General features: G+C 66.9%; 17 protein-coding genes and 1 tRNA gene. 3 read left to right on the top strand and 15 right to left on the bottom strand.

What is annotated here, in order from left to right; all coding sequences use genetic code 11:
* Positions 1-67: 67 nt before the first annotated feature.
* Positions 68-142: transfer RNA gene (locus tag M7H19_RS14275), tRNA-Val, on the top strand.
* Between the two features lie 283 nt (positions 143-425).
* Here the strand turns inward: M7H19_RS14275 and M7H19_RS14270 are convergent.
* Complete coding sequence (locus tag M7H19_RS14270) at positions 426-1,349, bottom strand: PAC2 family protein (RefSeq protein WP_298181502.1); 924 nt, start codon at positions 1,347-1,349, stop codon at positions 426-428.
* 114 nt (positions 1,350-1,463) lie between these two features.
* Here M7H19_RS14270 and M7H19_RS14265 point away from each other — a divergent pair, with 114 nt between their 5' ends.
* A complete protein-coding gene (locus tag M7H19_RS14265) occupies positions 1,464-2,795 on the top strand; it encodes an ROK family protein (RefSeq protein ID WP_298181499.1) in 1,332 nt (443 codons plus the stop codon).
* Between the two features lie 54 nt (positions 2,796-2,849).
* On the opposite strand, the gene der is transcribed toward M7H19_RS14265, so the two are convergent.
* The 10 genes from der to mbhE all read right to left on the bottom strand — a co-directional run bounded on the left by der (position 2,850) and on the right by mbhE (position 12,062).
* Positions 2,850-4,262 (bottom strand): ribosome biogenesis GTPase Der, encoded by a 1,413-nt coding sequence (gene der, locus M7H19_RS14260; RefSeq protein WP_298181495.1) that lies wholly within the window; start codon positions 4,260-4,262, stop codon positions 2,850-2,852.
* A gap of 40 nt (positions 4,263-4,302) precedes the next feature.
* On the bottom strand, positions 4,303-4,953 hold the full coding sequence (locus M7H19_RS14255) for a lysophospholipid acyltransferase family protein (RefSeq protein ID WP_298181505.1): 651 nt from the start codon (positions 4,951-4,953) through the stop codon (positions 4,303-4,305).
* 59 nt (positions 4,954-5,012) lie between these two features.
* Positions 5,013-5,738, bottom strand: coding sequence for a (d)CMP kinase (gene cmk, locus M7H19_RS14250; RefSeq protein ID WP_298181491.1), 726 nt, complete (start codon positions 5,736-5,738; stop codon positions 5,013-5,015).
* 122 nt (positions 5,739-5,860) lie between these two features.
* Positions 5,861-6,229, bottom strand: coding sequence for a monovalent cation/H(+) antiporter subunit G (gene mnhG, locus M7H19_RS14245; RefSeq protein WP_298181488.1), 369 nt, complete (start codon positions 6,227-6,229; stop codon positions 5,861-5,863).
* Positions 6,229-6,495, bottom strand: coding sequence for a monovalent cation/H+ antiporter complex subunit F (locus tag M7H19_RS14240; RefSeq protein ID WP_298181485.1), 267 nt, complete (start codon positions 6,493-6,495; stop codon positions 6,229-6,231). Before M7H19_RS14240 ends, mnhG begins: the two co-directional genes overlap by 1 nt.
* A 52-nt stretch (positions 6,496-6,547) precedes the next feature.
* Positions 6,548-7,108: a Na+/H+ antiporter subunit E gene (locus M7H19_RS14235; protein WP_298181482.1), complete on the bottom strand. Its 561-nt coding sequence runs from the start codon at positions 7,106-7,108 to the stop codon at positions 6,548-6,550.
* Position 7,109: 1 nt separating this feature from the next.
* Complete coding sequence (locus M7H19_RS14230) at positions 7,110-8,642, bottom strand: Na+/H+ antiporter subunit D (RefSeq protein WP_298181479.1); 1,533 nt, start codon at positions 8,640-8,642, stop codon at positions 7,110-7,112.
* Positions 8,639-9,106, bottom strand: coding sequence for a Na(+)/H(+) antiporter subunit C (locus M7H19_RS14225; RefSeq protein ID WP_298181476.1), 468 nt, complete (start codon positions 9,104-9,106; stop codon positions 8,639-8,641). The genes M7H19_RS14230 and M7H19_RS14225 overlap by 4 nt, the downstream gene beginning before the upstream one ends.
* Positions 9,103-9,675, bottom strand: a complete 573-nt coding sequence (locus M7H19_RS14220) for an MnhB domain-containing protein (protein ID WP_298181473.1) — start codon at positions 9,673-9,675, stop codon at positions 9,103-9,105. The genes M7H19_RS14225 and M7H19_RS14220 overlap by 4 nt, the downstream gene beginning before the upstream one ends.
* Positions 9,672-12,062: a hydrogen gas-evolving membrane-bound hydrogenase subunit E gene (gene mbhE, locus M7H19_RS14215; RefSeq protein ID WP_298181471.1), complete on the bottom strand. Its 2,391-nt coding sequence runs from the start codon at positions 12,060-12,062 to the stop codon at positions 9,672-9,674. The genes M7H19_RS14220 and mbhE overlap by 4 nt, the downstream gene beginning before the upstream one ends.
* A gap of 836 nt (positions 12,063-12,898) precedes the next feature.
* Here mbhE and M7H19_RS14210 point away from each other — a divergent pair.
* A complete protein-coding gene (locus M7H19_RS14210; protein ID WP_298181468.1) occupies positions 12,899-13,429 on the top strand; it encodes a hypothetical protein in 531 nt (176 codons plus the stop codon).
* Positions 13,430-13,445: 16 nt separating this feature from the next.
* Here the strand turns inward: M7H19_RS14210 and M7H19_RS14205 are convergent, their stop codons facing one another.
* The 4 genes from M7H19_RS14205 to M7H19_RS14190 all read right to left on the bottom strand — a co-directional run bounded on the left by M7H19_RS14205 (position 13,446) and on the right by M7H19_RS14190 (position 18,623).
* A complete protein-coding gene (locus M7H19_RS14205) occupies positions 13,446-13,901 on the bottom strand; it encodes a hypothetical protein (RefSeq protein WP_298181466.1) in 456 nt (151 codons plus the stop codon).
* Between the two features lie 8 nt (positions 13,902-13,909).
* Complete coding sequence (gene dapB, locus M7H19_RS14200; RefSeq protein WP_298181464.1) at positions 13,910-14,680, bottom strand: 4-hydroxy-tetrahydrodipicolinate reductase; 771 nt, start codon at positions 14,678-14,680, stop codon at positions 13,910-13,912.
* Positions 14,677-16,038, bottom strand: a complete 1,362-nt coding sequence (locus M7H19_RS14195; protein ID WP_298181462.1) for a pitrilysin family protein — start codon at positions 16,036-16,038, stop codon at positions 14,677-14,679. The genes dapB and M7H19_RS14195 overlap by 4 nt, the downstream gene beginning before the upstream one ends.
* Positions 16,039-16,142: 104 nt before the next feature.
* On the bottom strand, positions 16,143-18,623 hold the full coding sequence (locus M7H19_RS14190) for a polyribonucleotide nucleotidyltransferase (protein ID WP_298181460.1): 2,481 nt from the start codon (positions 18,621-18,623) through the stop codon (positions 16,143-16,145).
* Positions 18,624-18,839 lie beyond the last annotated feature (216 nt).

Genomic DNA, 18,839 nt, shown 5'->3' with positions numbered 1-18,839 from the left:
GTGGCCGAGTGGTTTAGGCAAGGGCCTGCAAAGCCCTGTACACGGGTTCGATTCCCGTCTCCGCCTCGCGCGATTAGCTCAGCGGGAGAGCGCTACCTTGACACGGTAGAGGTCACTGGTTCGATCCCAGTATCGCGCACCAACAATTCAGGGCCCTGCCCCAACGGGACAGGGCCCTTTTGCTGTCGGATTCAGTCGGTCTTCGCCGAGGACCGAATCAGGCACCCAGGAATAGAAAAAGACCGGAAGGCTCCACCGAGAGTCCGGAGGCCGCCAACCCCTATCGGCTCGCCTCGGAGCGTGGAGCCCTCAACGGTTCGAAAAACGGGAAAACCGTGCGAACACCGCGTTGACCGCTTCGTCCGTCCACACGGACCCGGAATGGACGCGACAGACGGGCAGCACGCCGCCGCACGACCGTCCCGTCAGGATTCTCCCGGCTCGGAACGACCCTGCTGCTGCTCCGCCAAGAACCGTTGGAAATACTCCGCGAGCTCGTCACCCGTGGGCATCTCGTCGGTATCGGCGAGCAAGTTGTTCTCCGGACTCGCCGCTGTGAAGGCGTCGTACTGCTGTTCCAACGCCTGCACCACGTCGGCGGCCTCGATGTTGTCACGGACCTGACGATCGATTTCCAAGTTCGTGGCGTGGGCCGCCTCACGAAGCCGGGCGAGAGGCACCCGCAATCCAGTGGCCTCCGTCACGGCGTCGAACAATCGCAGCGCCGCGGCCGGATACCTCGACTGAGCGAGGTAATGAGGAACATGCGCGGTGAGGCCGATCACATCGTGGCCCGCCTGCCCCAGCCGGTACTGCATCAGCGCCGCGGCACTGCCCGGCACCTGGACCTGGTTGAACACGGTGCGGTAGCTGCGCACCAGTTCGGGGCGCGTCGCATGCGCCGTGATCCCCAGCGGCCTGGTGTGCGGAACGCTCATGGGAATGCCGTGGACGTTCACTAGCAGCCGTACCCGCCAGCGCTGCACCAGACCACGCACGGCGGAGACGAACGTCTCCCACTCCCGGTCCGGTTCGGGCCCGGTGAACAGCAGGAACGGGACTCCGTCCGCATCCCGCAGTAGCCGCACGACCAGTTCCGGCTCCTCATAACCGGCCCAGTGGTCAGCGGCGAACGTCATCGTGGGACGCCGCGAACGGTAGTCGAGCAGCCTGTCGACGTCGAACCGCGCCACCACGGGACCGTCGAACTCGGAGAGCAGGTGGTCGGTGACGACTTCCCCCGCCGACCCCGCGTCGACGAACCCGTCGAAGTGGTAGAGCAGCACCAGTTCCTCCGGCACGGGAACCCCGGAGTCCAGGTCGTATAGCTGCTCCGGATTGCGATCCACCGTCAACCTCCTGACCTCACCACGTCTGTCCCTACTGGGAACAACGCTTGCTGACGCTCGTTCAATCCCATCACATCGCTGTGGGTGCGCGGCCGAGGTGGCGCATGGTGGAAGATGGAACAGGTGCAGGTCTCTCAATCCGGACAGACGAACACGACGATGTTGGTGGGCGAGCACATCGACAGCCTGGCCACTGTGCTCGACCTCGTGCGCTCCGGCACCGCGAGAACCCGACCGGAGATCGGCAGACAGTCGGGACTCGGACGCACCGTCGTCACCCAGCGCGTCAACCAGCTCGTGGCGTCTGGGCTGTTGGAGGAAGGCTCGCTCGGCCCGTCCAGCGGAGGTCGTGCGCCACGAGAGTTGCGGTTCCGCGCGCTCGCGGGTGTGATCCTCGCTGCCGAGCTCGGCGCCACCAGCATCAGTGTCGGCGTCACCGACCTGGCCGGCACCGTCCTGGCCGAGCACTGCGAGGACGCGGACATCGCGTTGGGACCCGAGACCGTGCTCGGCCGGGTCGAGGAAGTGCTCGACGAGCTGCTCAACCGGGTACGTGCCGAGCGGGAGGACCCCGATCTCTCCGTATGGGGTGTGGGCATCGGGCTTCCCGGCCCGGTGGAGTTCGCCACCGGACGGCCCAGTGCCCCACCGATCATGCCGGGTTGGGACGGCTATCCGGTACGCGATCGACTCGCCCGGCGCTACAACACTCCGGTGTGGGTCGACAACGAGGTCAACACCATGGCGCTCGGCGAGCTGCGCGCGGGAGCCGCGAAAGGCCAGCGGGACATCCTCTACGTCAAGATCGGCACCGGGATCGGCGCCGGACTTGTCTCGGGCGGCATGTTGCACAGGGGCAGTCAGGGCTGCGCGGGCGATATCGGACATGCCGCGGTCTCCGACGAGACCGAGGTGGTGTGTCGGTGCGGCAACACCGGTTGCCTGGAGGCGTACGCCGGAGGTGCCGCGCTGGCCCGAGACGGTCTGAGCGCCGCGCGGGAGGGACGTAGTCGTCTCCTCGCCGATGTGCTGTCCGCCACGGGCACGGTCACCGCGGCGGACATCTCCCGGGCCGCCCAGAGCGGCGATCGCACTTCCGTGGAGCTGCTGACCCGAGCCGGGCGGTTCGTCGGCGGCTTGCTCGCGACATTGGTCAGCTTCTTCAACCCCGCGCTCGTCATCATCGGTGGCGGTGTCGCGGGTGCGGGAGACCTGCTTCTGGCGGCCGTACGCGAAACCGTTTATCGCCGGTCGCTGCCTCTGGCCACGAGAGAACTGCGCATCACCCGCTCCACCCTCAACGACCGGGCCGGGCTCGTGGGGGCGGCGTTCATGGTCATCGACGAGCTGTTCGCCCCCGAGCGGCTGGCACGGTGGGTGACCGAGGGCTCGCCCGCCGGGTCACCGGCGCTCGTGCACGTGCCGCTGCGGGCGCCACTGCTCTGATGCCCGACCGTCGGAGGAGAAAGAGCGACGCCGGCCGACTCGGACGGCCGGCCGTCACTTCTTCTTGGACTTCTTCTCCCTGACCCGGACGTTGATCCGCACCGGCGTACCGGTGAACCCGAACTCCTCGCGGAACTTGCGCTCGATGAACCGGCGGTAACCCGCCTCGAGGAAACCCGTGGTGAACAGCACGAGCGTGGGCGGCCGCACACCGGCTTGGGTGGCGAACAGCACCTTCGGCTGTTTCCCACCCCGGACCGGAGGCGGGGACGCGGCGACGAGGTCGGACAGCCAGCTGTTCAACTGCCCGGTGGGCACGCGCTGGTCCCACGAAGCCAGGGCTGTGCGGAGGGCGGGAGCGAGCTTGCGGACCGCGCGGCCGGTCAATGCCGAGACGTTCACCCGCTCGGCCCACGGGAAGCGCACCAGCCCCCGGTCGATCTCCCGGTCGAGTTCGCGTCGACGCTCCTCGTCCACCAGGTCCCACTTGTTGAAGGCGAGCACCAGTGCCCGGCCCGCGTCGGCGACCGAGGTGACGATGCGCAGGTCCTGCTCCGACAGTGGTTCACTCGCGTCGAGCAGCACGACGGCCACCTCGGCCGCGTCGATGGCGTTCTTGGTGCGCAGCGACGCGTAGTACTCGGTGCCGCTGGCCGTCTGCACACGTTTACGCAGCCCCGCCGTGTCGACGAACCGCCACAGCTGTCCGTCGAGCTCCACCATCGAGTCCACGGGGTCCACGGTCGTGCCCGCAACCGAGTCCACCACCGCGCGCTGCTCGCCCGTGAGTTTGTTCAACAGGCTCGACTTGCCGACGTTCGGCTTGCCCACCAAAGCCACTCGCCTCGGCCCGGACTCGGACCGGTCCGTCTCCCGGGGTGCCTCGGGAAGCACGTCCACCACCGCGTCGAGCAGGTCACCGGAGCTGCGTCCGTGCAACGCGCTCACCGGGTACGGCTCCCCCAGCCCGAGCAACCACAGCGACGCCACTTCGGCGAGCAGGTTCTCACTGTCCACCTTGTTGGCCACGAGCAGCACCGGACGCTTCGAGCGGCGCAGTACCTTCGCCACGGCCTCGTCGGTGGCGGTAGCGCCCACCACGGCGTCCACCACCAGCAACACCACGTCGGCCTCGGACATGGCGTGCTCGGCCTGCGCGGTGATCGATGCCTGCAGCCCCGAGGCACTCGGCTCCCAACCACCGGTGTCGACGAGTGTGAAGCGGCGCCCCTGCCAAGTCGCGTCGTAGGAGATTCGGTCCCTGGTCACTCCGGGCGTGTCCTGCACGACCGCTTCCCGGCGCCCCAGGATTCGGTTCACCAACGTGGACTTGCCGACGTTCGGCCTGCCCACGACGGCGACCACCGGCTGCGGCGCCTCTTCCTGTTCGATGGCCGCCTCCTCGGCGGCGGCATCGAGGCGGAGGAACTCCGACTCATCGGACCAGGTGCCGTCCAATTCGGTCATGCTCGTCTCTTCCTTAGCTCTGCGGGGGTTGTCCCCGAGGTCATCGATCGCCGTGCCGCGCGGCATGCGGGTCGCGCGCGCTGTCGACGGCGTGCACGAGCGCGGCGAGGGTGGCACGGATCCGTTCGGTGGCCTGCGCGAGCCCGGCACGTCCGGCGGCGACGTCGAGCCCGAACGGTTCACCGACGAACACGTCGACGACGGGGCGCAGGCGCCACCGTGACCCGGGAGGTCGCAGGGTTCCTCGCACCGCCACCGGCAATACCACCGCGCCGCTGGCACGCACCAGCCAGGCGGCTCCCTGCTGCGCCTCCACCACATCGCCCGAGCCACGGGTGCCTTCGGGAAAGACACCCACCAGGCCGCCGTCTCGCAGCAGGCGCGTCACCGTGAGCAGCGCCGACCGGTCGGGAACACCACGCCGCACCGGTACCTGTCCGATGCGGTGCAGAAACCAACCGACCGCGCCGACGAACAGCTCCTGCTTGACGAGGAACACCGACCGCCGCGGCAACATTCCGAAAATCAGCTGTGGCTCGATCAGGGAACTGTGGTTGGCCACGAGCACGACGGGCCCGGTGCGTGGCACTCGCTCCAAACCCCGTATCCGAACACGGCACGCCGGACGGTACAGCCACCGAGCGATGCAGCGGCAGAGATCGTGCAACCACGGAACCGCACCGGGTGGCAGCGTCTTCGCCGACTGCGCCGACTGCGCCGACTGCGCTGCCTTCGACGGGGTCGACCGATTCACCGCCGAGTCCCCGCGACCTCGTTACAGAGCAGTCCCCTGTCATCGGCCAGCTCGGTGAGTTTCGCCGTCACCTCGTCGATCGCGAGATCAGAGGTGTCGAGCAACACCGCGTCGTCGGCGGCCCGCAGCGGCGAGCTCGCCCTGGTGGAGTCCAGATGGTCCCGACGCTCCACGGAAGCCTTCGCCTCCTCCGGCGAGGAAGACCGGCCGGCCGCCGCGTCCTGCGCGCTGCGCCTCCGCGCCCGGACGTCCGCCGAGGCGGTGAGGAACACCTTCAGCCGAGCGTCGGGGACGACGACCGTGCCGATGTCCCTGCCGTCCACCACGATCCCGCCGTCCTCGTCGAGGGCTTTTCGGATGATACGTCGCTGCTCCGTGACGAGCATCTCACGCACTTCCGGCACGGCCGACACCGCGGAGACGGCCTGGTTGACCTCCTCGGCGCGGATCTCCTCGCTGACATCCATGCCGTCCAACCCCGCCCTCGGCTCCTTCGGGTCGGTGCCCACACCGATGTCGATGCGGCTCACCAATTCCACGATCGCCGCCGCGTCATCGAGACCGACCCCGGCTCGCAGCACCGCCAGTGTCGCCACGCGGTACATGGCGCCGGTGTCCAGATAGCCCGCGCCCAATTCGGTGGCCAGACGCCGCGCCGCCGTCGTCTTACCGGTTCCCGACGGGCCGTCCAACGCCACCACACCACACAAGGCTCGAGCCACCGGGCCTACTCCTCGCCATTTCCGTGATCGTTCTCTGTTCACCTTGCGGCCACGCCGACCCCGACGGATCGCACGCCGCGCATGCGGGTCTCATTGTGCCCGGTGGTGCGAGACGGCCAGGCTCACCGGTCCCTCGGTGTCTCCTCCGGCGGCTCGATCCCTTCCCGCCGCAGCCGTTCTCCCAGGTCATCCCGTACGAGCGTCGACTTCTCGATGATGCCTGTCTGGTAGGACGCCCTACCCACGAGCTGGGACAACACAGGCGCGGTGATCACCTGCAGCAACGCGACGAGGGCCAATCCCACAGCATCCACAGGCCGCAGCTGCAGACCCACACCGATGAGCACCATGATCAACCCGATGGTCTGTGGCTTCGTCGCGGCCTGCAGCCGACTCAGCAGGTCGGGAAATCGCAACAACCCGAACGCGCCGACGAGACAGAACAGAGCCCCACCCAACAGGAAGACACTGGAAATGATGTCGCGCAGCATTAGCGGTGCTCCTTCCGCCCCTCGGTGAGCCGCACGACACTGAGCGTGCCGACGAATCCGAGCAAAGCCGTGCACACCAGGATCGGCACCGTCAGCACGGATTCGGTCATCGCCATGTTCACCGCGAACCCCGCGACGATGAGCACCACCAGGACGTCCAGCGCCATGGTGCGGTCCAGGATCCACGGGCCTTTCACCAGGCGCACCAGGGTGAGCAGCCCGGACAGGGCGAGTACGGCCAGTGTGACGATGAAGACGACAGTCACTGCTTCCCCTCGCAATCCGGCTCGGTCTGGGCGGTTGATCCGCTCCTACGGGTCATCCACCGTCCTCCGCCGGGCTCATCGCCCCGTCGAGCCGTCGTACGTACTCCTCCGCGATACGGATCTCCTCGGCCGTTCCGAATGTCTTGATGGCCCGCATCTGCATGTTCAGAGCGTGACGCACATGTTCTTCCGGCTCCGGGGAACGCACCCCGAGTACGTACGTATAGAAACAGGTCTGCGGCCGGTTGATCTGCAGTACGAACACACCGGGGCTCAACGAGATCATGTTGGCGGCCGTCGCCAGGAGAAAGTCCCTGTCCACGAGGATCGGCACCTCGACGATGACGGCCTTGGTCCGAGGACCGAAGCGAGCCGCATCCCAACCGACGCGCACGCCCGAGCTGAACAGGTCCCAGGCCAGGTACAGCGCGAGCCCCACCACACGGTGTGGCCGGGTGAGTAACGGGGAACGCACCGGCTGGAACGGGAACAACAGCAGAATGGCGAGGGCGACCACGACTCCCGACAGCAGGACGAGCGGTTCGACCGACCTCCACAGCAGCACCCACACCACGAGCAGCCACAGGGCCAAAAGCGGGGAATAACGACGCATGTCAGCCCTCCCCCTGAGGTAGTACCACGCTCCGGTACTGTTCGCCGCCCAGCAAGTCATCGGCAGCGCGCTCGCTCATGGCGGACAACGGCCCCGCCGCCAAACTGATCACTATGCCGGTCAGTACGAGCACGCTGGTGGCGAACACCATCGGCCGGTTGGTCAATCCCGTGCCCACAGTGACCTCGTCACTCGGGTCCGCGTCCGGGAACGGCTCACGCTCCGCCCCCCAGAACGCGCTCACCCAGACCCGGGTCATCGCGTACAGGGTGAGGAAACTCGTGATCACCGCCGCCGTGGTCGCGGCGTACGCCCACACCGTGGCGCTCTCCGCACCGGCACGGAACAACGTGATCTTGGCGATGAACCCGGAGAACGGCGGGATACCGGCGAGATTCAACGCCGGTACGGCGAACAACACGGCCACCAGCGGAGCGCTCTTGGCCACACCGGACATCTCCCGCAACGACACCGTGCCCGTGCGCCGGGTGACAAGACCGCTGACCAGGAACAGCGCGGCCTGCACGGTGATGTGGTGGACGACGTAGAGGATGGCCCCCGCCAACCCGACGACCGTCGCCATGCCGAGTCCGAAAAGCATGAAGCCGATGTGGCTGACCAGCAGGAAGGACAACAACCGGTTGATGTCCTCCTGCGCGATGGCGCCGAGCACCCCGACGATCATGGTGATGATCGACACCACGAGCAGCACGTTCCACACGCTGTCGTTGTCGAACACCAACGTGTGGATACGGATGAGCGCGTACACACCGACCTTGGTGAGCAACCCGGCGAACACGGCCGTGATGGGAGCGGGAGCGGTCGGATAGCTATCCGGCAACCAGAAGTGCAGGGGCACCAGCGCTGCCTTGATCCCGAACACGACGGTGGCCAGCAACGCGAGGCTGGTCTGCACCCCGGGCGCCAGTTCTCGGAACTCCAGTGACAGGGCGGCCAGGTTCACGGTGCCCGTCGCCGCGTATACCAACGCGATGAGCGTGATGAACAACAGCGACGACGTGAGGCTGACGATCACATAGGTCATGCCCGCCCGCACGCGACGCGCGGTGGTTCGGCGCGTGATGAGCACGTACGAGGCCGAAAGCATGATCTCGAACGCGACGAACAGGTTGAACAGGTCGCCGGTGATGTAGGCCAAGGACACGCCCGCACACAACACCAAGTAGGCGGGCTGGAACGTGGTGGACGCGATCTCGCGGCCGTAGTCGGTGACGCGCTGGCCGATGGAGAACACCAGCACCGCCAGCGTGACCACGGCCGACACGAGCAACAACAGCGCCGCGAGCCGATCGGCGACCAGGGTGATGCCGACCGGGGCGGCATAACCACCCAGCTGCAGCACCACCGGGCCCTCGGTGTCGGTGTGGTAGACGAGCACCGAGGTGATGACCACGACACCGCTGAGAACGATCAGTCCGATGACTCGCTGAAAATCGGGCCTGCTGCCGAGCATCAGCGACAGGGCCGCGCCCAGAAGGGGCAGCAGCACGGGGAGAGTGAGGAGCACGGTCACCGGCGAACCTCCCGGGGTGCCTCGGGCTCGTCCTCGGCCGCCTCGGCCGCCTCACCCGAGGAGTCGGTGTCCGACATATCGGGCGCGGAGGTCTCCTCCACCGCGCGCGCCTCCCTGACGGCGACCCGGCGGTCCTCGACGTCGTCCTGCACCTCGTCGTGGCCGAGCAGCACCCACGAACGGAAAGCCAGGGCGAGCAGGAACGTGGTGAGCGCGAAGGTGATGACGATGGCCGTGAGCGCCAAGGCCTGGGGCAGTGGGTCGACCATCAATTCGGCGACCGCGGTACCGACGAAGGTGGGCTCACCCGGGGGTCCACCGGCGACCTGGAGGAACAGGTTCGCCCCGTGCCCGAGGATCGTGATGCCGAGGATCACCCGCATCAGCGAACGTTGCATGAGCAGGTAGAACCCCACCGTGTAGAGCCCGGCGATCGCCACCGCCATCGTCAGATTGATCGTCACGTGCTCGCGTCCCCCGGGTGCTGGTCGTTCAGTTCGCTCTCCAGTTCCCCGAGCTGGATCCCCTCTCCCAAGGTGCGCAACAGATTCAGCACCACGCCGACGATGATGAGGAAGACACCGGTGTCGAAGGCGAGGCTCGACGCGATGTCCAAGGTGCCGGACAACGGCACCTCGACGGTCCACACGGCACTGGACAGCACCGGTAGCCCGAACCATGTCGGCACGATCGCGCTGGCCACCACCAGGATGAGGCCAAGTCCGATCACCACGGGAGGCTGGACCCGCGACTGGCGAAGTCCCGTGACGGAACCACCGGTCACGTAGCGAAGCACGAACGCCAGGCCCGCGACCAATCCTGCACTGAAACCGCCTCCCGCGAAGGTGTGGCCTGCGAACAGAAGATAAACGGCCACGAGCAACACCGTCGGAAAGACGGCGCGCAGGCACACCTCCAACATCAGAGAGCGCGGCCAGCGGGTCTGCTCGCCCTCCCGGATGAGCCAGTTCTCATGCGGCTTGTCACGGGTTTCCCACCAACGTTGGGCGGATGCGGTCCGGGAGCTCGTCACGACGTCGCCCCCTCTCCTGCCTGTACGTCCTGCGCGTCCGCTTCGGCCACGCCGTTCGATTCGTCGCCGGGCCTGCGGCGCTGTCGGTGGGCCGCGAGGATGAGACTCGCCGCACCGACGGCCGCCACCGCGAGAACGGTGACCTCACCGAGGGTGTCGAACGCCCGGAAGTCGACGATGATGGCGTTGACGACGTTGGTGGCTCCGGCGTCCTCCTCGGCACGGGCGATGTATTCCTGGCTGGCCTCCGGAAGTCCGCTTCGGGAACCCGACACCAGCACGGCGAGTACCCCGACGACGGTCCCGCCGAGCGCCGCGATGCCGCCTTTGGTCCAGCGGGTCAACCGTGTCCGATGACGTTCACGACCGAACGCGGAGGGGAACCGGCGGAGGACGAACACGAAGACGACCAGCGTCAACGACTCGACCAAGAACTGCGCCAGCGCGAGGTCCACGCCACCTTCGAGGACGAACAGCGCTCCGATGCTGTATCCGACCAGACCGGTGACCAACACGGCCGTCAGGCGACGCCGTGCGAGTACCGCGGCGCCCGCCGCCACGAGCAACAGCAGCGTCAGCACGAGCTGCATCCACGAGTCGGCGAGCCGCAGCACCGGGAGCTCACCCGGGCCCGCCAGCAGCCCCAACACGGGCACCAGCGCCATCGTCACCACGATCACGCCGAGGTAGACCGGCAACGAACCGACCTGCAGTCGACCGGTCAACCAACGGGAGAACCGGTCCAGCGCTCTCATCGTGGCCCGGTAGGACGGCTCCGCCTGCAACGCCACGGGAAGGCGCCCGGCGAATCGACGGAGCACCCACGTCGCCCGGTAGGCCGCGTAACCGGCCACGAGTACGAGTGCCGACAGAGCCAACGTCGCGGTGAAGCCGTGCCACAACGCCAGGTGGTAACGCACGCCCTCGCTCGGGTAGGCCGAGGCGTACCGGCCCGCCAGTGTCTCGACCCAGCTTGGCATGCACCCGAGAACGAGACTGGCCACGGCCGGGACGAACACGGGCGCGACGAATCCCACACCCGGTCGCTGCCCCTCCGGCGGTTCCACGCCCGGCCGAGTGCCGAACGCCCCGACGAAGAAACGCAGACTGTAGGCCACGGTCAAGGTCGAACCCACCGCCAGGCCGACCAGCGTCAGCTGATCGACGCCGGCCCCCACGACACCTCCGCGCAGGAACGCCTCAAGAGCCGCTTCCTTGCCGACGAACCCGAGCAGCGGGGGCACACCCGCCATCGACGCGAGCGCCAAGGCCGCTATCCCGGCCAGCAACGGCCAGCGCCGGCCGAGACCGGACAGATGGCGTACGTCGCGGGTTCCCGCTCGCTTGTCGATGATGCCGGTGACGAGGAACAGCGTCGATTTGAACAACCCGTGGGAAAGGATCAGTGTCGCACCGGCCAACGCTGACACGAAACTGCCGGAACCCACCAGGACGGTGAGAAAACCCAACTGGCTCACGGTGCCGAACGCGAGCAGCGTCTTCAGGTCGTTCTGCCGCAGAGCCCGGACCGCACCGAGGATCATGGTCCAGAGCCCGAAGCCGATGATGGGAACCCACCAGGCGGGCATCGCGGAGAAGCCGGGCGCGAACCGCGCAATCAGGTACACCCCGGCTTTCACCATCGCCGCGGCGTGCAGGTACGCGCTCACGGGTGTCGGGGCCACCATGGCCGCGGGCAGCCAGAAGTGGAACGGGAACTGAGCGGATTTGGTGAACGCCCCGGCCAACACCAGCACGACCGCGACGCCTGTCAGCAGGCTTTCCGGGGGCGGGTCGGCCACGATCTCGGACACCCGCACGGTCCCCGCCGCGGTGGAGAGCAGGATCAGCCCCATCAACATGGCCAGGCCACCCGCCGCGGTGACCAACAAAGCCTGCGTCGCCGACCGCCGGGACCTCCTCGTCGCACCGTCACCGCCGACTAGGAGGAACGAGCAGACCGTCGTCAGTTCCCAGAACAGGTACAGGGAGAAGATGTCGTCGACGAGAACAAGCCCCAACATCGCGCCGGCGAACGTCACCAACAGCGACGAATTACGGCCGATGACGGGATCACCGGGCTTGGCGTAGCACGCGTAGTAGACGAGAACGAGCGCGCCGATCCCGGAGACGAGCAATGCCATGAGCACCGAGAGGGCGTCGATTCGGAATGTGATTTCCAAGCCGATCGCCGGCGCCCATCGGAGAGTTTGCTCGACGACCTCGTCCTGTCCTCCGAATGCTCCACCGGAGAAGAAAAGGAGTAGAGTGGCGAGTGTAGCCGCCGACAGAACGGCTCCGATGACGAATGCGACCCTGCCCCACCTCTGCGCGATTGAGGGCAGCAGCAAAGCGACGGCGAAATGGGCGAGAATCGCCACGAGCATATATTTCACCGCCGTCTCAGGTCCAAGCTTCGCCGTCGGACTCGACTGGGGAGAGACGCCGCGCCACACGCCCGAGCGTCAACCGTCCCGTGGACACATCCTACAGAACGCTCTTTCCCGATCGCAGGAGCGCGCGTCGATATATTACGTGATGATCTTCTCAGCCCCACCGGAGCATCTTCATAGTAGACTCGTCTAATTAAGACGAAGAACGCCACTCGCTCCGTCGAGGCATATGCGGCCCATACGCCACCCGCACGTTGCCGCGAAGTCCACGAACACCACTGATCTCCCCCGAAAATCGAGGCCGAAAGAGCTTCTCATCGCCCCATGCATCGCGTGATACTGATCACTAGATGGGTCGATGACATCGATCTCGACATGCCTCAGGTCGGAATAATCCGAGCCGGGCGATGCTCCCCTCACCGAACACAAAGAAGCCAAGCGTGCAGGTCAACCCGCTCGACATGTCGACGAACACCACCACGTGACCCGACCACGCAGCCTCCAGCCCAACCCTTTCAGAAACTTTCTGTGATTAAATTATTACCGAAGGCAAAAAAAGCGAATTCGGCAAAATTGTAATAATTATCACTCAATACCGAAGCGACCCCTGAGCCGTGGCGCTCACCACCACTCGAACTCGGCGTTGTGTTCTCCGGATCGCCCCACTCGAGGACTCCCGAACCTCCTGTGGCCGCCCCTCTCTACCATCCGACGATGAATGTGGTGCCTGGCATGGCCGATCAATCCGCGCTCGAGCTTTGCCCCTCACAACCTCAGCCCCGCGATCACTAGGGTGGGTGTAACCCGTCACACGTCCGGAAGGCCTTGCCGTGTTCACTTGGTTGTGCGTCTCACTCGGTGTCGCCTTCGGGACGTCCATGCTGCCGATCATGAGTGTCGAGCTGTTCGTGGTCGGCCTCGTCACCAGTGACCCTTCCCTGCCGTGGATAGGCATAGGCGCCGCTGTGGCACTCGGACAGGTCGCGGGCAAACTGCTCTACTACCTGGCTGCCAGGGGAACCATCGAACTACCGTCGATACTGAGCACGAAACCGTATCGCAGTCAGCGAGCAGGCCCTGTGTCTCCCGCTCGGGAACGTCGACGGCGGTGTGGCGAACGACTGCAGCGAACGCTGACCCGAATGCGGGAACGTTGCCATCGCCACCCGCACTGGATGACCGCCACATACGGAGCGAGCTCGGTGCTCGGCCTGCCGCCTTACATGGCCACGACCGTGCTCGCCGGACTGGTCCACATGAGGATGTCACTGTTCCTACTGGTGGGGCTCGCGGGCCGATTCGTGCGATTCAGTGCGTTGGCGGCCGCCCCGGCGTTCTTCGCCGGACTGTTCCGACTGTGACCCCGAAGACGACTTCTCAGCGGGCCCTGGTCTCGGTGGCTTCCAGTTCGACGGCCTTACGCATGGTGGTGCGAGCACGGCGGCGGTCGCCTGCGATGTCGTAGGCGACCGCGAGGCGATACCAGCCTCGCCAATCGTGCGGATCGGCCTCCACCTCGGCACGCCAACGTTCGAACCACTCGTCGGCGGCCTCCCTGTCCACCCGACCGGACGGGCGACGGGGCAGGTCGGAGGTGTCGGGCAGCCCGCCCTCCTCGTCCAACCTGCGTGTAAGACGCTGGATCTGCAGGCCGGAACGCCAGGTCGCCACCAATATCCACACACCCAGCACCGGCAGGATGAGCACGCCCGCACCGAGGCCGACGGCCACCGGATCGTCCGCACGGAGCAACTCCACCGCACGGCCCGCGAGCAGAACCAGGTAGACGGCGACGGCGACGGTGACGACGGCAGCGAGATCGCGAGTCCTCACGGTGTCCGTCACAAGTCCAGCACGTGTTCGAGGCCGACCGTCAGCCCCGGTCGAGTGAGCACCGAACGCACGCCCAGCAGAACACCCGGCATGAACGACGTGCGGTCGACCGAATCGTGCCGGATGGTCAATGTCTCACCCTGGGCACCGAACAGGATCTCTTCGTGAGCCACGAGTCCGGGCAGCCGCACCGAGTGGACACGTACCCCGTCCACGTCGGCGCCACGCGCGCCGTCGAGCTCGGACGTCGTGGCGTCCTCACCCGGGCCCCTGCCCGCCTCGGCACGAGCTTCCGAGATCAGCCGGGCGGTGTGCGCGGCCGTACCCGACGGTGCGTCGACCTTGCGGTTGTGATGCAACTCCACCACTTCCGCCGAGTCGTAGAAACGCGCGGCCTGTTGAGCGAAGCGCATGGCGAGTACCGCCCCGAGCGCGAAGTTCGGGGCGATCAACACGCCCAGGTCCGGTTTCTCGGCCAGCCAGCCGGTGAGGGTCTCGATACGTTCGTCGGTGAACCCGCTCGTGCCGACCACGGCGTGAAGGCCGTGGTCCACAGCGAACCGCAGGTTGTCCATCACCACGTCGGGGCGAGTGAAGTCGACGACCACGTCGGCCGTTGTCAAAGCGGCCCAGTCGTCACCGGAGTCCACCGCCGCGACCACGGTCATCCCGGGATCGGCTTCCACAGCCTTGACGACCTCGGCGCCCATTCGGCCGCGCGCCCCGAGCACGCCAACCTTGATCGCGGCGTTCTCGCCGCCTGCGGATACCCGCGTCATGCCATCACCTCGCGCAGTTCGTCGGGAAGGTCGTCGGTGTGAGCGTACGGCCCGACCACGACGACCGCTGAGCGGCCGTCGGTCCGCCGCAGCAATGTGCGAGCCAACGTCGTCACGTCCTCGGCTGTGACAGCGTCGATGCGCGCCACCGTGTCGCTCACGCTGCGGTAATGACCGTAATAGAGTTCGTTCTCACCGAGCCGGAACATGCGGGACGCGGTGTCCTCCAAGCCCAGGACGAGCCCGCCCCGCAGTTGGCCCTTCGCCCTGGTCACCTCGGCATCGGTCACACCGTGCTCGGCGAGCTCCGTGAGCATCTCGCCCACCACTCCGGCGACCTCGCCGAGCCGATCGGGTTGACAACCCACGTAGACATCGAGATGGCCCGCATCGGCGTAGGCCGTCACCGACGAATACACCTGGTAAGCGAGCCCGCGCCGTTCCCGGACTTCCTGGAACAGGCGGGAACTCATCCCGCCGCCGAGTACGGCGTTGAGCACCGACAGCGGGTACCGACGCTCGTCATGCCTGCCCGGTGTCCGCACCCCCACCATCAGGTGTGCCTGTTCGGTGTCGTGTTTGCACAGCACGGGCCGTACCGAGCGAGCGAACCGGGCTCGCCCGCTCCTCGGTGGTCGCGGCGCGTCCGAACCGGACAACCGATCACGCAACGCCGCCTTCACCATGCGGACCACGTCCCGGTGTTCGACGTTGCCCGCCACCGCCAGCACCATCCGTTGTGGCTGGTAGTACTTGCGATAGAAGCCGCGCAGCGCCGACGGGGTCATCTCCAGGATGGAGTGTTCGGTGCCGAGGATCGACCGGCCGAGCGGATGTCCCGGCATGATCGTTTCCATGAACGTCTCGTGCAACAGGTCCTCGGGATCGTCGTCGCGCATGGCGATCTCTTCGAGCACCACGCGACGTTCGAGGTCCACATCGGCGTCCGAGCACGTCGCTTCGAACACGACGTCGGTGACGAGATCCACCGCCAAAGCCAGATCGTCGTCGAGCACCTGAGCGTAGAAACAGGTGTGCTCCTTGGCGGTGAAAGCGTTCATCTCACCGCCGACCGCGTCGATCTCCTCCGCGATCTGCGTGGCGTCGCGTCGAGCGGTGGCCTTGAACAGCAGATGTTCGAGATAGTGAGCCGCGCCTGCGAGAGGAGGCCGTTCGTCGCGAGAACCGACCCCCACCCACAGCCCCACCGTCGCGGATCGCACACCGGATACCGACTCGGTGATGACGCGCAACCCTCCGGGAAGCACGGTGCGCTTCACGACACCGAAGTTCATACCCGGGTCCAGTGTTCGGGTGGAACCGATCGGTTGCAGGTGTCCGGCAATCTGTCGCGCCATGACTTCGTCGACTCACCTCGCCCGAACGGCCCGTCGCCTCCGCAGTGGGTCGGCGACGGGCCGTTCGAGTCAGTCCGTGCTGGATTGTGTTCCGTGGGTATGCGTTACTCGAGGTCGGCGGGGCCGCTGGCCGACGCGGTGTCCTTGGCGTCAGCCTGCTGCTCCGACTTCTCGCTGCGGCCACCCTTGTCGCCGCCGCGGCTGCGCCCGCCGCGGCGAGTGCGCTGACGCGGCCGGTCGGACCTCGGCCCCTTCTCGCCCTTGCTCGCCTTCGCGGGCTTGTCCTGCTCGGAGGACTCCTCCGGGGACGAGGGCTTGTCCGTGGCAGACTCGGCGGACCCGGCAGCCTCGCCCTCCTCATCCTCGTCAGGGACGAGGACGAGGCTGATCTTGCCGCGGCTGTCGATGTCGGCGATCTCCACCCGCAGTTTGTCGCCGACGTGCACCACGTCCTCGACCTTGGCCACCCGCTTGCCGTTACCCAACTTGGAGATGTGCACCAAGCCGTCCCGGCCGGGCAGCAACGACACGAACGCACCGAAGGCCGCCGTCTTCACCACGGTGCCGAGGTATCGCTCACCGACCTTCGGCAGCTGCGGATTGGCGATGGCGTTGATCTTCTCGATGGCGGCGTCGGCCGACGGACCGTCGGAGGCACCGACGTAGATCGTGCCGTCGTCCTCGATGGAGATGTCGGCCCCGGTCTCCTCGGTGATCGAGTTGATCATCTTGCCCTTCGGGCCGATGACCTCGCCGATCTTGTCGACCGGCACCTTCAGGCTCGTCACGCGCGGCGCGTACGGGCTCATCTCGTCCGGGCCGTCGATGGCCTCGGACATGACGTCCAGGATCGTCAACCGAGCGTCGCGGGCCTGGTTCAGCGCCGAGGCGAGCACGTCGGACGGGATGCCGTCGAGCTTCGTGTCCAGCTGCAGCGCGGTGATGATGTCCCTGGTGCCCGCGACCTTGAAGTCCATGTCACCGAAGGCGTCCTCCGCACCGAGGATGTCGGTGAGTGCCACGTAACGGACCTCGATCTCGCCGGCCTCGTTCTCGACCTCGTCGGACACCAGGCCCATGGCGATACCCGCCACCGGCGCCTTCAGCGGCACCCCGGCGTTGAGCAGGCTCATCGTGGACGCGCACACCGAGCCCATCGAGGTGGACCCGTTCGAACCCAGAGCCTCGGAGACCTGCCGAATGGCGTACGGGAACTCGTCGCGCTTCGGCACCACGGGCACGAGCGCACGCTCGGCGAGCATGCCGTGACCGATCTCGCGGCGCTTCGGTGTACCCACTCGACCCGTCTCGCCGGTGGAGTACGGCGGGAAGTTGTAGTGGTGCAGGAAACGCTTCGTCGTCTCCGGCGACAGGGTGTCGAGCTGCTGCTCCATCCGGAGCATGTTGAGCGTGGTGACCCCCAGGATCTGGGTCTCACCGCGTTCGAACAGTGCCGAGCCATGTGCCCTGGGCACCACCGACACCTCGGCGGCCAGCTGCCGGATGTCCGTCACGCCCCGGCCGTCGATACGCACCTTGTCGCGCAGGATGCGCTGGCGGATCAGCTTCTTGGTCAGGGCACGGAACGCGGCACCGATCTCCTTCTCACGGCCCTCGAACGCCTCGCCCTCACCGACGCCGACACGCTCGAGCACGGTGTTCTTGATCTCGTCGAGGGCGTCCTCGCGCTCCTGCTTGCCCGCGATCGTGAGCGCCTTGGTGAGGTCGTCGGTGGCGATGGCCGCGACCGCGTCGTAGGCATCCTGCTCGTAGGCCGGGAACAGCGGGAACTCACCCACCGGCTTGGCCGCCACGTCGGCGAGCCGCTGCTGCGCCTCGCACAGCACGCGGATGAACGGCTTGGCGGCGTCCAGGCCCTCGGCCACGGTCTTCTCGGTGGGAGCGGTGGCACCGTTCGCGACGAGGTCGAGGGTGTTCTCGGTGCCCTCCGCCTCGACCATCATGATCGCGACGTCCTCGGGACGGTCGCCCACGATGCGGCCCGCCACGACCATGTTGAACGTGGCGCGCTCCAGCTGCGACCAGGTCGGGAAGGCGACCCACTCGCCGTCGATCAACGCGAGCCGCACCCCACCGATGGGACCGGAGAACGGCAGACCACCGATCTGGGTGGACGCCGACGCCGCGTTGATGGCGAGCACGTCGTAAGGGTCGTCCGGGTGCAGGCTCTGCACGGTGACGACGATCTGAATCTCGTTGCGCAATCCGTCGGCGAACGACGGCCGCAGCGGGCGGTCGATGAGCCGGCAGGTCAGGATCGCGTCGGTGGACGGGCGACCTTCGCGACGGAAGAACGCACCGGGGATACGACCGGCCGCGTACATCCGCTCCTCGACGTCGACCGTCAGCGGGAAGAAGTCGAACTGCTCCTTGGGCTGCTTGGACGCGGTGGTGGCGGACAACAGCATCGTCTCGTCGTCCAGGTACGCGACGACGGACCCGGCCGCTTGCCGGGCGAGTCTGCCCGTCTCGAACCGGACCGTGCGCTGGCCGAACCGCCCGTTGTCGATAACGGCTTCTGTCTCGTGCACGGCCTGTGTGGCATTGCCGCTGACGTCAGTCATGACTGTGTGTTACTCCTCGTACATCCGGACGAACGCCGCCCCGCTCCTCGGGGCTACGCGAGGTACGAGGCCGGTCATCGATCGAAGCCGGCGGGGATGTGCCCCGGCGGCCACTACCGAGGACCGGCTACGGCGTCCTCGCGTATCGGTGCGCTCACCCATGGTCTTGCTTTCTTGTACCGAGGGGGCGCGACCCAGGCGGGTCACGCCCCCTCG

The organism is Saccharomonospora sp. (genome assembly GCF_027317685.1).
GTDB lineage: Bacteria > Actinomycetota > Actinomycetes > Mycobacteriales > Pseudonocardiaceae > Saccharomonospora.
Note: the sequence above shows the minus strand (reverse complement) of the source record. Positions and strands in the feature narration are given on the sequence as shown.

Coding starts and splice junctions, on each gene's coding strand:
- M7H19_RS14195 (WP_298181462.1), bottom strand. CDS start 16,038: ATGGCGCGACAGATTGCCGGACACCTGCAACCGATCGGTTCCACCCGA.
- M7H19_RS14190 (WP_298181460.1), bottom strand. CDS start 18,623: ATGACTGACGTCAGCGGCAATGCCACACAGGCCGTGCACGAGACAGAA.
- der (WP_298181495.1), bottom strand. CDS start 4,262: ATGACCGAATTGGACGGCACCTGGTCCGATGAGTCGGAGTTCCTCCGC.
- mnhG (WP_298181488.1), bottom strand. CDS start 6,229: ATGCTGCGCGACATCATTTCCAGTGTCTTCCTGTTGGGTGGGGCTCTG.
- mbhE (WP_298181471.1), bottom strand. CDS start 12,062: ATGCTCGTGGCGATTCTCGCCCATTTCGCCGTCGCTTTGCTGCTGCCC.
- M7H19_RS14265 (WP_298181499.1), top strand. CDS start 1,464: ATGGAACAGGTGCAGGTCTCTCAATCCGGACAGACGAACACGACGATG.
- M7H19_RS14235 (WP_298181482.1), bottom strand. CDS start 7,108: ATGCGTCGTTATTCCCCGCTTTTGGCCCTGTGGCTGCTCGTGGTGTGG.
- dapB (WP_298181464.1), bottom strand. CDS start 14,680: ATGACGCGGGTATCCGCAGGCGGCGAGAACGCCGCGATCAAGGTTGGC.